Annotated in this window: 10 protein-coding genes; 6 read left to right on the top strand and 4 right to left on the bottom strand. The window is 49.3% G+C overall.

Going from position 1 to position 13,260, the window contains the following annotated elements; all coding sequences use genetic code 11:
• Positions 1–51 precede the first annotated feature (51 nt).
• Genes pepB through mrcB form a run of 3 tightly spaced genes read left to right on the top strand, consistent with a single transcriptional unit; the run spans position 52 to position 6,092 of the window.
• On the top strand, positions 52–1,350 hold the full coding sequence (gene pepB, locus BM359_RS06970; RefSeq protein WP_054489638.1) for an aminopeptidase PepB: 1,299 nt from the start codon (positions 52–54) through the stop codon (positions 1,348–1,350).
• A 6-nt stretch (positions 1,351–1,356) separates the two neighbouring features.
• A complete protein-coding gene (hrpB, locus tag BM359_RS06965; RefSeq protein WP_054489637.1) occupies positions 1,357–3,828 on the top strand; it encodes an ATP-dependent helicase HrpB in 2,472 nt (823 codons plus the stop codon).
• Positions 3,825–6,092 (top strand): penicillin-binding protein 1B, encoded by a 2,268-nt coding sequence (gene mrcB / locus BM359_RS06960; RefSeq protein WP_054489636.1) that lies wholly within the window; start codon positions 3,825–3,827, stop codon positions 6,090–6,092. The genes hrpB and mrcB overlap by 4 nt, the downstream gene beginning before the upstream one ends.
• Positions 6,093–6,102: 10 nt before the next feature.
• On the opposite strand, the gene hemL is transcribed toward mrcB, so the two are convergent.
• The 4 genes from hemL to BM359_RS06940 form a co-directional block, all read right to left on the bottom strand.
• A complete protein-coding gene (gene hemL / locus BM359_RS06955) occupies positions 6,103–7,386 on the bottom strand; it encodes a glutamate-1-semialdehyde 2,1-aminomutase (protein WP_054489634.1) in 1,284 nt (427 codons plus the stop codon).
• 15 nt (positions 7,387–7,401) lie between these two features.
• Entirely contained in the window at positions 7,402–8,415 is a 1,014-nt protein-coding gene (locus tag BM359_RS06950) for an aspartate carbamoyltransferase (protein ID WP_054489632.1), read from the bottom strand.
• A gap of 70 nt (positions 8,416–8,485) precedes the next feature.
• The gene (gene hemJ / locus BM359_RS06945; RefSeq protein ID WP_054489630.1) at positions 8,486–8,917 is read right to left on the bottom strand and encodes a protoporphyrinogen oxidase HemJ; all 432 of its coding nucleotides are present in this window, start codon (positions 8,915–8,917) and stop codon (positions 8,486–8,488) included.
• Positions 8,914–10,608, bottom strand: a complete 1,695-nt coding sequence (locus tag BM359_RS06940; RefSeq protein ID WP_054489628.1) for a chloride channel protein — start codon at positions 10,606–10,608, stop codon at positions 8,914–8,916. Before BM359_RS06940 ends, hemJ begins: the two co-directional genes overlap by 4 nt.
• 96 nt (positions 10,609–10,704) lie before the next feature.
• Here BM359_RS06940 and BM359_RS06935 point away from each other — a divergent pair, with 96 nt between their 5' ends.
• From BM359_RS06935 to pepQ, 3 genes are all read left to right on the top strand, one after another.
• Positions 10,705–11,451: a DUF6776 family protein gene (locus BM359_RS06935; protein WP_054489626.1), complete on the top strand. Its 747-nt coding sequence runs from the start codon at positions 10,705–10,707 to the stop codon at positions 11,449–11,451.
• Positions 11,452–11,507: 56 nt separating this feature from the next.
• Entirely contained in the window at positions 11,508–11,858 is a 351-nt protein-coding gene (erpA, locus tag BM359_RS06930) for an iron-sulfur cluster insertion protein ErpA (protein WP_054489624.1), read from the top strand.
• An 83-nt stretch (positions 11,859–11,941) separates the two neighbouring features.
• Positions 11,942–13,258, top strand: a complete 1,317-nt coding sequence (gene pepQ / locus BM359_RS06925; RefSeq protein WP_054489622.1) for a Xaa-Pro dipeptidase — start codon at positions 11,942–11,944, stop codon at positions 13,256–13,258.
• Positions 13,259–13,260 lie beyond the last annotated feature (2 nt).

The raw sequence follows: 13,260 nt of genomic DNA, 5'->3' as shown, positions 1-13,260 counted from the left end.
CTCATAACTCTAAAGTATAAACAGACAGCAAATTATCGGGAGAGGTACAGAATGTCCAGCGCACTCGCAATCTATTTAACTCAGGAAGCCCCCGCAAGTTATTGGAACCCAAAATCGAATTTAGTGTTTGGTGAAAACAAAGCACAAATCGTCTTAGTTGATGATGAAGCTGAAAACTTGCGACGTATCCAGAAAGCAGGCCGGACTCTGGACAATACCGGAGCCGTTACCATTGAAGCTGCCGGCGGTGACTGGAACCTGGAGCGTCAGTGGGCGTTGTCACAAGGTTTCACCTCAACTTTGTCAACCAATCAGGTTATCTGGAATAAAACCGATGAGCCCGCTGCAAAAGAGCTTAATGCCATGCGTGAAGCGACTCGCTTCAGTCGCGAACTGACCAATTTGTCAGCCGAAGAAATTTACCCTGAAAGCTTAGCGAAGCGGGTAACCGATCACTTTAAAGCCTTGGCACCGGATGCAGTCAGTGCGGAATTTATAAAAGGTGAAGCACTGAAAGATGCCGGCTGGATGGGAATTTACACGGTAGGTCGTGCCAGTCAGCACGCACCGGGGTTACTGGTGTTGGATTACAACCCAACCGGTGATGACAACGCGCCGGTTGAAACAGCTCTTATTGGTAAAGGTATTACCTACGACAGTGGTGGTTACAGCATTAAGCCCAGCGAAGGCATGTTGTCTATGAAGTGCGACATGGGTGGCGCCGCCACAGTATCCGGCGCATTGTCACTGGCAATACGTCGCGGCCTGAATAAGCGCGTGAAGCTGCTGCTCTGCTGCGCTGAAAACATGATTGATGGCCGTGCTTACAAGTTGGGCGACATTATTCGCTATAAAAACGGCCTGACCGTTGAAGTTGTGAATACCGATGCAGAAGGTCGACTGGTGCTGGCCGATGGCTTACAAGCAGCAGGGGAGTTTGGTGCGAAGCAGATCATTGATGCAGCAACTCTGACCGGCGCTGCGCAAATGGCGGTCGGTAATGAGTACAATGCGTTATTTAGTGTAGATGAGCCTGCTGCCACTAAAGCTCTGGCCAACGCCGATAAAGAAAACGAGCTGTTGTGGCGTTTGCCTCTGGCTCCGTGGCACAGTGAAAACTGCCCGTCGCCTTTTGCTGATACGGCAAACAGCCGTCCGCAAAAAGGCGGTGGTGCCGGTGGTGCAAGCAACGCCGCAGGCTTTTTACTGCGCTTTGCGCCGAACAGCGGCAAAGGCTGGCTGCACTTCGATTTAGCTGGCGCTTACCAAAAATCGGCGACCTCTATGTGGGCGACAGGCGCTACCGCCGCCGGTGTGCGCACCATCGCCGCAACCGTACAAGGTGATTAATTTGGCATGACCTTGCCAATTGAGAGCGTGCTGCCAGAGCTGGCGAAAGCCTTTCCGGCAGCACGTGTCGTTATTGAGGCACCGCCCGGTGCCGGCAAATCAACACAACTTCCGTTATTTCTGTTGCAGCAGGGTATTGCCGATGACGGCCTTATTGTCATGCTGCAGCCCCGGCGTGTTGCTGCGCTGAATATTGCTCATTATTTGGCTAAGCAGTTGGGCGAGTCGGTGGGGGAGCAGGTCGGTTATACGGTGCGCGGCGACAGCAAGCGCAGTAAGGCAACTCAGTTACTTATTATTACGGAAGGCGTGTTGGTGCGATGGTTACAGGACGACCCTGAACTTAGCGGCATTGGCACTCTGATTTTCGATGAATTTCACGAACGCAATTTGCACAGTGACTTGAGCCTGGCGCTGGTTATTGATGCCCTGCCACTGCGTCCAGACTTAAACCTGCTGATTATGTCAGCCACCTTACCGGCAGAAAGTCTTAAGGTCTGGTTAGAAAACTACTGCGATAAAGTTCAGGTTCTGCGCAGCGACGGCCGCAGTTATCCGGTTGAATACCATTACCGTCCTCCGTCTCATGTCACCCAGTGGCTGACTGAATTGCCCAAAGTGGTTGTTGAGGCCTTTGCTGTCGCCGAAAAAGGCGTTTTGGTGTTCTTGCCCGGTGTCTATGAAATACAAAAAGTGGCAGCTGAATTGAGCCAACGACTCCAGCCGGGAACACTCATTCTACCCCTCCATGGTCGTATCCCACTGCAGCAACAGCGGCAGGCATTAAAGGCGACGGACGAGAAGCGCATTATTCTGGCAACCAATATTGCTGAAACCAGCTTAACGCTGGATGGTATTGATGTGGTTGTTGACAGTGGCCGCGAGCGTCGGGCTCAATATCTGCCTCAGTACGGTTTAAGTCAGTTGGTGACTCAACGTATTGCCAAAGCATCGGCGACACAACGTGCTGGCCGTGCGGGGCGTCAGCAGGCAGGGCAATGTTTTCGTTTGTGGTCGCGCTCCGATGAGCATGGTTTTGCAGAGTACGCCCCGCCGGATGTCGCGACACAGGATTTATCGGCCTTAATGCTGGACGTTCTGCGCTGGGGCTCTCAGGTGAAGCAGCTGGCCTGGTTTTCTCAGCCTGAACCGGGACATTGCGCTGCAGCTATCGACTTTTTAACCAGTACTGGCCTATTGGAGCATGGGCAGTTAACGAGCAAAGCCCGGCAACTGGAACTCGGTGGCTCAGATCCCAGAGTCTTACTTGTGGCTAGTGCCGCGAAACAGTTGTCTGAAAAACAGCAGGCGGCTATGGCCTGCAGTCTGGCAACCATTGAAGAGCCTCAAAGCAGTATTAAATCGGTTGACTTGGCGGAGCGAACCCGGGCGCATTTCCAGCAGCGTAATCAGTTTGCTTTGTGGCAGCAGCGCTGGCGTTATTGGCTTAATTACTTTGGGCTCACGGATTCGTCCGGGTGCCATGAAAAGATTGGTGATGACGGGCTTAGCGAAGCTTTGCTGCAGGGTTACCCCGACCGGTTGGCAAAGTTTGATGCTACCCGAGGTGACTTTCAATTAGCCTGTGGCGGACGGGTCACTGGCGACAGTAGCCGCCTTAAGCAGCCGTCCTGGGCCGTTATTTTTGACGTGACCTTCAATGAGCAAAGTAACTTGGGGCGCAGTCGCTGCCTGTTACCAATTGACGACATCATGCCACTTTTAAAAAAGGCCGGGATTGCACCGCAAGTTAGCCAGACAAGCGAGTGGTTCGGTGAAAAGCAACAGCTGCGGCAGATAACTCGTGAAAAGTTAGGCGCTATAGTGCTGAGCGAGAAAGTCAGTAATGCCCCTGTAAATGACGAACAAAGGGCTCAAGCTTTCTGTTTGTGGCTGCGAGAGAATGGCCTGGACAGGCTGAACTGGAGCAGGCGGTCACAGCAGCTACAGCGACGAATACACTGGCTACAACAAGTTGGTGGAGAACTGCTCTCTTATGACATGACGACAGAGGGCTTACTGAGCACCCTGGAGCAATGGGCTGTACCGTACTGGACGAGCGTTCGGTCTTTGAAACAGCTGCAACAGTGGGACCCTTATGAGGCTTTATGCTATTTTCTCGACTACTCAGAACTGCAACGTCTGAATTCGGCTTGTCCTGAATGGTGGCACACTCCGACAGAACGTAAAGTGTTTATAAATTATCTGGACGACACCCCCCGGGTTGAGGTCAAATTGCAGGAAATGTTTGGTGTTTCTGAGTCACCCAAAATTATCGATAATCGACAAGTTGTAACCGTTGATCTTCTTTCGCCGGCTGGCCGGTTGTTGCAGCGCACCAATGACCTTTCCAGCTTTTGGCAGAACGCTTACGCCGATGTGCGTAAAGAGATGCGTGGCCGCTATCCTAAGCACCCGTGGCCTGAAGACCCATTGAATGCAACCGCAACGTTTAAAACCAAAAGGCAGCAGCAGTGATTAAAAGTCGGTGGTTTCAATACCTTTTCTGGACAAGTTTTAAGATAGGGCTGGTACTTATCGCTGTAATTGGTCTTTACGCGATTTACCTCGATGCCAGCTTATCCCGTCATTTTAGTAATGAGCGCTATCAGGCTCCGGCGTTGGTTTATGCTGGTGAGGTGACACTAGAAAAAAATCACCCTATGCGTTTACAAAGGTTAGTCGATATTCTGGAGCGGGTGGGTTACCAGCGCAACACTAACACTGAACAGTCGGGGTATTATTCGGTCGGCGAAAGCAATGTCATGGTGCACCGTCGGCCTTTTGATTTTTCTGACGGGCCGCAAATGGCTCAACGAGTGCAGGTAAACTTCCGGGGCGAGCGCATTGAGTCGTTGAAAAGCTGGCCTAGTGGTCGGGAGTTAGAAAGATTACGACTGGAACCTGAATTGATAGGGCGTATTAGCACGTTGAGTAAAGAAGATCGTTTGTTAGTTGGTCTGGAGGTGGTTCCTAACTTACTCATTGAAACTTTGCTGAAAGTTGAAGACCAGGAGTTTTATCATCACCAGGGAGTGTCCCCCTGGTCTATTCTGCGGGCACTGGTTGCTAACCTTAAAGCAGGCAGAACGGTACAGGGCGGCTCAACGCTTACTCAGCAACTGGTTAAGAATATCTATCTGACCAGAGAACAAACACTGTGGCGTAAGTTTCATGAAGCCATGATGTCGCTGGTGATTGATTACCGCTTTGATAAAAACACAATTTTAGAGACCTATCTGAACGAGGTTTATTTTGGTCAGGATGGCAGCAACGCCATTCATGGCATTGGACTTGCCAGTCAATTTTATTTTGGTAAACAGGTTCAGGAGCTTAGTCCGAGCGAGATTGCGTTAATGGTGGGGATGATAAAGGGACCTTCCTATTACGACCCAAGGCGCTTCCCTGAGCGCGCTCGCGAGCGCCGTGACACGGTGCTTAAGGTCATGTTTGAGAATGACTTAGTCGGTAAAGACAACTTTGTTGCTGCTGTTGAACAAAAGCTCGATGTTAAAGAGAGTCGACGTTTGGTCGAGCACCCATACCCACATTATATGGATCTGGTGCGGCGTGAAATGAAACGCATTGTTTTACCGGAAGACTGGCAGGATACCGGATTAAAGATCTTTACTCACCTTCAGGTAGACACCCAAAACGCAGTGCAACGTTCCTTGGCAAAAAAGCTGATGGCAGATGGCGAGGATGAGAAATTAGAAGGCGCTATGGTGGTAGCTGACTATCGTCGTGGGACGGTTACTGCGCTGGCCGGGGGACGTTTGAGTCAGGCAATAGGTTATAACCGCGCGTTGTTGGCCTTAAGGCCCATTGGCTCCTTAATGAAACCAGTTATTTATGCTGCTGCTATGCAGGACTCCAACATAGGTTTAAATACGCCGGTGGCTGATGAGCCTGTTACCCTGTCCGATAAGAACGGCAAAGAATGGCAGCCGCTGAATTATGATGAAGAATTTAGTGGCAGCTTACTGCTTTATGATGCGCTTGTTCAGTCGCGGAACTTGCCCGCGGTCAGGGTTGGTATGGAAGTGGGTATAGACCAGTTAGTGCGGTACTTACGTGAGTTAGGCGTGACAACACCGTTACAGGCCTACCCATCATTGACGCTGGGCTCTGCTTCGCTATCTCCCATGGCTGTCGCGCGAATATACAGCGCGTTAATGAATGATGGCCATTACCAGTCTTTAACAGCGGTCTCCTCAATTACTACTCATCAGGGAGAGGTCTTATACCGTCGTCAGACACCTGAACAGAAGAAGGTATTTGACCAAAGCGTTTCCTATTTGACGCGTTATGGCTTGCACGGCGTGGTCGCTGAAGGCACGGCCAGCCGGCTTCAAAGTGCACTGGCCGGACAGATTGTTGGTGGCAAAACAGGCACCACGAATGACTACCGTGACAGTTGGTTTGTGGCTGTTGATGGAGAGCAAGTTGTGACTGTCTGGTTAGGGCGGGACGATAACCAACCCGTTGGTTTAACGGGAAGCAGCGGAGCACTGAAAGTTGCCGCCGACTTCTATGGGTATCTGCCTCCGTTGAGCATGGCGCTGGACGTACCCGAACCTTTGCTTATGCAGAATTTTCACCCAACTACGGGACAGAGAATTCCGGAGGATTGTAATAATGGTCGTAAATTACCGGCAGAGGAAGTCAGACTCCCCGAGGATATTACCTGTGACGGTAATATCCGCGAGAAAAACTGGTGGGAACGTTTGTTCGGTGGCTAATCAGCTAATACTAAAGCAATTTAGCGAAAGCTTTTTCAGCGGCATCCAGGGTCTGCTGAATATCTTCTTCACTGTGTGCCGCAGACATAAAGCCGCCTTCGAAGGCTGACGGTGCCAAATACACTCCTTGCTCTAACATGGCGTGATAGAAAGTTTTGAAGTGTTCCATGTTGCACTGGGTCGCCTGTGTAAAGGTTGTGACTTCAGGTTCTTCGGTAAAGAAGAAACCAAACATGGAGCCGGCACGGCTGGTGGTCATTGGAACTCCGGCACGGTCAGCACGTTCCTGTAGTCCGTTGAGTAAAGTGTCAACTCGCTGATAAAGCTGGTCGTATAACCCTGGTGTTGATAATTGTTGTAAAGCCGCTAAGCCTGCAGCCATAGCAACAGGGTTACCCGATAACGTACCGGCCTGATAAACAGGGCCGACCGGGGCAATGTAGTCCATCACTTCCTTTTTGCCGCCAAAGGCACCAACCGGCATACCGCCGCCAATAACTTTACCCAAAGTAGTCAGGTCAGGCTTTATGTTGTAACGCTCCTGGGCCCCGCCAGGTGCTACACGGAAACCGGTCATAACTTCGTCAAAAATTAATACCGAACCGTGATCGTCGCAAATGCTGCGTAAACCTTCCAGAAAGCCTTCAACCGGAGGAATGCAGTTCATGTTTCCGGCGACAGGTTCAACAATAATACAGGCAATTTCGTCACCCATTTCAGCAAAAACTTTTTTCACTGATTCAATATCGTTGTAATTCACAGTTAGGGTGTGTTTGGCAAAGTCTTCCGGGATGCCGGGCGAATTAGGTACACCCAGAGTCAAAGCACCTGAACCGGCTTTAACCAGCAATGAATCAGCGTGACCATGGTAGTTACCTTCAAACTTCAGAATTTTATCCCGGCCGGTATAGCCTCGGGCCAGGCGAATAGCGGTCATGGTTGCTTCTGTACCAGAATTCACCATACGCACTTTTTCAATTGAAGGCACAATTTTGCGGATAGTTTCCGCCATAGTGATTTCAACTTCTGTCGGCGTTCCGAAGCTTAAGCCTCGCTTGGCCGCTTGCAGAGTCGCCTCTAAAACTGCCGGATGGTTGTGGCCCAGAATCATAGGTCCCCAGGAGCCAACGTAGTCTATGTAACGTTTGCCGTCAGCATCGAACATATAAGCGCCTTCAGCGCGCTCAAAGAAGATGGGTGTACCACCAACGCCATTAAAAGCCCGAACCGGCGAGTTAACGCCGCCAGGAATACTGATTTGTGCTTGAGTGTATAATTCTTCTGAGCGACTCATGTCGTAACTACCTCTTTACTGTTGGCTTTTCTCGCTGTACCAGTTGACCTCACATTGGTGTTTATCAACTTGATCAACGACCCCAAGTGTTAATGCAAACAGAGCCATACGAATTAATACGCCGTTGTCTGCCTGGCGGAAAATAGCCAGGTTGGGGTTTTGGTTTAAGTCATTATCCAGTTCATTTGCCTCGGCGCGGGAATCTCGCGGCAGAGGGTGCATGATGACGGTGTTGGGTTTGTAGTGCTTAGTATATATATCCTGGTTTAAACGAAACTTACCGCGATACTGATCAGCGTCTTCCGGGCTGGCAAAACGCTCTTGCTGAATGCGAGTCTGATAGACAATATCAGCGTCGACAATACCGTCGACCTTTTCTGTGACAGTGACACGGTGACCTGCGTTTTCCAGCGTATCTAATACGGAGCCCGGCATAGAAAGTTCACGTGGAGAAATTAAAGTGAACTTAATATTTTTGTACATGGATAGCAGCGTCGACAGCGAGTGAACTGTACGTCCGTATTTTAAATCGCCAATCATGCAAATGTGCATGTTATCAATGCTTTGTTGATGATATGCCAGCTCTTTTTGAATGGTGTAAAGATCCAGTAGTGCCTGCGTGGGGTGCTCGTTTGCTCCGTCACCGCCGTTAATGACAGGCACCCGGCTGCCTTCGGCAAACTCTCTCACTGAGCCAGACTTTGGGTGGCGCATAGCAATAACGTCACTGTAACTGCTTAGCACACGGGCGGTGTCGTAAAGCGACTCACCTTTGGCTATGGCAGAACTTTCCATTCCGGTGGTTTCGCGTACTTCGCCCCCTAGCAGGTTGAACGCAGTACCAAAACTGACCCGGGTACGGGTAGATGGTTCAAAGAACAGGTTGCCGAGAATAGCGCCGTCGAGAACGCGGGTGCGTGTTTTGCGCCTTGCATAAGGTTGCATCTTGTCAGCAACGGAGAAAATATAATCAATACTGTCGCGATCGAACTGGTTTACAGAAAGAATATTGGAGCCGGTGAAATTCATCTTTAGGTGCGCCTCTGCCGCAGAATGTCACTGGGCGCACACTATAGCAAATCATGTGGCACAAGAGAATCTAATAAGGCTTAACCACGGCCAAAATTATGATCGCGAACAGCGCCAGTACCGGGAGCTCGTTAAAAACACGGTAAAATCGATGGCTACGGCGGTTATTACCGGTTTTAAAGTCTTTAAGCAGCTTAAAGCAGTAGCCGTGATAGATATAAAGCAACAGTACCAACACCAGCTTAGTGTGCATCCAGCCACTGGCGGCAAACCAGGCCGAACCATAAGCAAAAATCAGCACAACGCCGAAAATGAGGGTAAGAATAGCGAAAGGCGTGACAAAATACAGCAGTCGCCTTTCCATGACGCAGAGCTGCTCGTCGACAGCTGGTTTTGTATTCATTGCGTGATAAACAAACAAGCGTGGCAAATAAAAAATGCCAGCGAACCAGGCAACCATAAAGGCAATGTGCAGGGCTTTAACCCATAGTATCCACGTCATGCGAGCTCTCTCTGTAAGGCTTTACGGACTATTTCCCAGGTGACAATTCCACAAGGTTGTCCGTCATCTGTTTCATAAACAAATACGGCGCCTCGTCTTTGCTGGCCTATTTCATCATAAACTTCAGCCAAAGTAGAGGTTACCCGAATTCCTTTAATTGGCGTATAGCTCAGGCTTGGGCTGTCACCGGCATTGATATCATAGGATACGAGTCGGTAAAGGGCCTGATTTTCTTCATCGACCGACATTACGATAACGGTTTTTGCCTGTGCTGATTCTAATGCGTCAACCAGTTCATTTTGAGTCGGTTCAAGCAGGAGTTTAAAGTCGGTTTCCATAACGTTTTCAACCCCCGTTTTTTGCAGAGCAACATGCACTGGCGCAAGTTGATAGGGCAAGTTCTGAAGGTCAAGTTGGGCAATAAAAATCGACTTGGATTTGAGTAACTGGCTGGATATCAGATAAGCGGGCACAATAACCAACATAGCCGGAATAATAATTTCAACGCTACGGGACAATTCAACGATAGCCAGAAGAGCTGCCATGGGGGCGTGAATACAGGCTGCCAAAATGCCTGCCATACCCAACAAGATGAAGCTGTCAAAAGAGAGACCCTGCTGAATACCGAGACCATTGACAGCCCCTACGAATACCGCCGCAATAATAGCGCCTATTCCAAATACAGCACCGATTAACCCACCAGGTATGCCCATACCTAATGCAATCGCAGAAGCAAAGAGTTTGGCAATCAGTAAGGTGACCAGTAATGACATTTGACCTTGATGATTCAGCACCTGCTCAATGGCGGTAAGCCCCGGGCCTAAACTGGTGGGTATAATGACAGCAAGCATGGCGGTGATAAGTCCGGCAAATAATAAACGGGTAAACAACGACATGTCCTTGACCGTTTCCATGACATCCAGCATCAGTTTTTTAAACATTACGCCGACTAACCCAAGAACGACACCAAGCAATACGACCCAGGGCAGTTGCGTGGTCGGAATATCCTGTGCAGACAAAACGGCTAATTCGGAGGCAACACCAAAAATCTCTTCAGTTATCAGCGAGCCGGCAACCGCCGAGAGCATAACCGGGATGAAAACATGAACCTTATATTCCCGCAGAACCACTTCCATAACCAGAATCATAGCGGCCAAAGGGGTATTGAAGGATGCAGCTATTGCAGCTGCAATACCACAGGCCGCCAGGGTGCGAACGGCATTTTTTGGTGCATCAAAATGAAAGCCCAGCCAGGTTGCAGCCGCAGCGCCTAAATGAACGGCGGGACCTTCTCGGCCAACACTAAATCCCGCAACCAGTGCAATAATACCGCCGAAGAACTGATTCACCGTGCTGCGCCAGGGCAGCATACCGTAATGCTGCTTCATGCGGTGAATAACGTAAGGTATGCCCATTCGAACATGCTTTGACCCTGAAAGCCTGAACAGAATATAAATCATGACAGCCGCAACAACCGGGAGTAAAAAGCGGTAAGTAGTTGGTAAAGGCTGTTGCCAATAGCTGTCATTACCGACAAGATAGGCGCCTTGCTCTATGGCGAACCGAAAACCGGCAATCATGAGTGCTGCCAGAATACCGCCGGCCAGGCCCATTAAACAAATTGCGATAGTCGTAGAGGGCGTCGCCAGTTGTTTTCGCAGTTGTTGCCGGAGTACGGAGCTAGTGGCCATTTGAAATACGATCCTTACCTTAAACCGTGGGATGACGCTTGCATATTTATCAATAACATATCAGCATAAACGCTTGATGGAAATGAGCTGGAAGTTATGAAGCCCTATTTTAACCTGAAATACTGGCAACAGCGCTGGGGAGCCTTCCCGGTATTTTTAGTAATGATCCTGGCTGCCGTTTTGGTTGTCTACCTGGCGTATTTGGCTGGTGTATGGCACGCGCAGGCGTTAAAGGAAGAAGTTGCAGAACAGGAAGAGCAGTTAGATCAGCTGTATCAGCGACTAGAGCAAATGGAATATCAGAGACATGTGCTGCAGGTTGAATTGGACATTGAACGTTCAGCGAACCAAAGCCTGCAGGACGAGCTGTCCGCACTGCAAAACGATAATTATGGGCTGCGACGCGACTTAGCTTTCTATCAGAAAATTATGGCGCCGGAGTTGCAGGAAAGCGGGGTTACTATTGACTCGCTGACTGTCACCGCGAACCGTTCTGAGAATCACTTTCACTTCTCTCTCGCGTTATTGCAGATAGAACAACGCCGTAATTTCGTTCAGGGTAATGTGACAGTCGAGCTTATAGGTCGCATCGACGGAGAAAAAAAGCGTTACGACTTATTAGATCTGGCGAACATTGGCGACGACGACCGCAGCTTTTCAATGCGCTACTTTTCGCTGTATGAGGGAGACTTTTTTATGCCGGAGGGCCTGGCCCCTGAGCGGGTTGAAGTTAGGGTTCGGTTAACCAAAGGTGGCAAAGGAACCCTGGACAGAGCTTTTTTCTGGAAAGAAATTAGCCGTAATGAAACAACCCCTGGTGTGCGGAGCGATGGCGATACTTGACCAAAATACTCAGGTAAGAGAAAATAGCCGTAGAGTTCAACGAAGGTAGAGAAATCATGAGCAGTGCAGCAGAACAGGCGATGCCGATTGAGTTTACTGAGCAAGCGGCAAGCAAAGTGGGTAAGCTGATTGCTGAAGAAGAAAACCCAAATTTGAAGTTGCGTGTTTACGTAACCGGAGGCGGATGCTCTGGCTTCCAGTACGGTTTTACCTTTGATGAAAAGAAAAACCCGGGTGACATGGAAATAGAGAAAAATGGCGTTACGCTATTGGTTGACCCTATGAGTTTACAATATCTGATGGGCGGTGTGGTCAGTTACGAAGAAGGGCTGCAGGGCTCTCGCTTTTTCGTTGACAACCCCAATGCAACCACGACCTGCGGTTGTGGGTCCAGCTTTTCGATTTAACGCCTGCCCCAATAGACTTGAGCGGCTGAAAGTTTGCGCTTTTTCCGCTAGAATAACCTCACAATTTTTTGTGAGGTTTTTTTATGGGCGCGTACGCAGAACACATCAAGACAGTTTGTAGCCGCTTTGATAAAGCGTTAGAGGACAATCAATTTGAATCCGTATTGGTTTACTCGGGGCAACCCCGGGTTGATTTTCTTGATGACAACGCGCCGCCGTACCGTGTTAACCCTCTGTTTAAGTATTGGGTACCGGTTACAGAAAGCCCTAAAAGTGCGATTTTTTATCGCAAAGGCAGTCAGCGTCCTACTGTGTACTTATTTCAGGCACGTGACTTCTGGCACGCTCCGGTTAACGTTCCGGAAGAAGAGTGGCAGCAGTATGTCGATTTAAAAATTATCGACGACTTAAGCATGTTGACCGAAGATTTAGGCAGTGACCTGGAACAGGCAGCCTTTATTGGAGAAGACTTTGCTCAACCAGTCAGTGACTGGAAAGTAAAAGCTCGTAACCCACAGGCACTGATTGATCACCTGCATTTCCACCGCTCGATAAAAACCGAGTGGGAAGTGGAAAATCTGCGCGAAGCCAACCGTTTAGCAGCAAAAGCTCATGTTGCAGCCAAAGAAGCATTTTTTGCGGGTAAAAGTGAGCTGGAAATACACCATGCCTACTTAGGAGCTATCGACTTTCGCGAGTCACAAGTGCCGTATAACAGCATTGTTGCTCTGAACAGCCACTCAGCAATTTTGCACTATGATGTTTACGACACGGTTCCGCCTAAGCAAATTCGCTCGTTCTTGATTGATGCTGGCGCACGATATCGCGGTTATTGCTCTGATATAACCCGTTCTTACGCTTATGAAGAAGGTTTCTACGCAGACTTAGTTGAAGCCATGGATAAGGCTCAGCAGGAGCTATTAAGCGAAATTAAGCCAGGCGTGAATTATTACGACCTGCATGTGTCAATGCATTTGAAAGTTGCGCAAATTTTAAGTGACTTTGAGTTTATTAAAGGTGATGCACAAAGCATTTACGACAAAGGTTACACCAGCGCCTTTATGCCGCACGGACTGGGTCACTTTATTGGTTTACAGGTGCACGATGTTGGTGGCTTCCTGAAAGACGATAAAGGTGACAGCTACGAGCGTAGCGAACGTCATCCATTCTTGCGTTTACTGCGCGACATTGAAGTGGGTCAGGTCTTTACTATTGAGCCGGGCTTATACGTGGTCGATCAGTTGCTGGAAGAGCACAAAGACAGTGCTGATATCAACTGGGATAAGGTGGATGAATTGCGTCCATACGGCGGTGTGCGTATTGAAGACAGTATCGTGGTTGGAGCCGATGGAAATGAGAATCTGACCCGCGATGCGTTTAAAGAATTGGGCGCTGAATAATA

The sequence above is a fragment of the Idiomarina abyssalis genome (genome assembly GCF_900116625.1).
In the GTDB taxonomy this organism is placed as follows: Bacteria; Pseudomonadota; Gammaproteobacteria; order Enterobacterales; family Alteromonadaceae; genus Idiomarina; species Idiomarina abyssalis.
Note: the sequence above shows the minus strand (reverse complement) of the source record. Positions and strands in the feature narration are given on the sequence as shown.

Excerpts from the sequence above, each read along its gene's own strand:
- pepQ (WP_054489622.1), top strand. The coding sequence starts at position 11,942 with ATGGGCGCGTACGCAGAACACATCAAGACAGTTTGTAGCCGCTTTGAT.
- erpA (WP_054489624.1), top strand. The coding sequence starts at position 11,508 with ATGAGCAGTGCAGCAGAACAGGCGATGCCGATTGAGTTTACTGAGCAA.
- BM359_RS06935 (WP_054489626.1), top strand. The coding sequence starts at position 10,705 with ATGAAGCCCTATTTTAACCTGAAATACTGGCAACAGCGCTGGGGAGCC.
- BM359_RS06950 (WP_054489632.1), bottom strand. The coding sequence starts at position 8,415 with ATGAATTTCACCGGCTCCAATATTCTTTCTGTAAACCAGTTCGATCGC.
- BM359_RS06940 (WP_054489628.1), bottom strand. The coding sequence starts at position 10,608 with ATGGCCACTAGCTCCGTACTCCGGCAACAACTGCGAAAACAACTGGCG.
- hemL (WP_054489634.1), bottom strand. The coding sequence starts at position 7,386 with ATGAGTCGCTCAGAAGAATTATACACTCAAGCACAAATCAGTATTCCT.
- hrpB (WP_054489637.1), top strand. The coding sequence starts at position 1,357 with ATGACCTTGCCAATTGAGAGCGTGCTGCCAGAGCTGGCGAAAGCCTTT.
- hemJ (WP_054489630.1), bottom strand. The coding sequence starts at position 8,917 with ATGACGTGGATACTATGGGTTAAAGCCCTGCACATTGCCTTTATGGTT.
- pepB (WP_054489638.1), top strand. The coding sequence starts at position 52 with ATGTCCAGCGCACTCGCAATCTATTTAACTCAGGAAGCCCCCGCAAGT.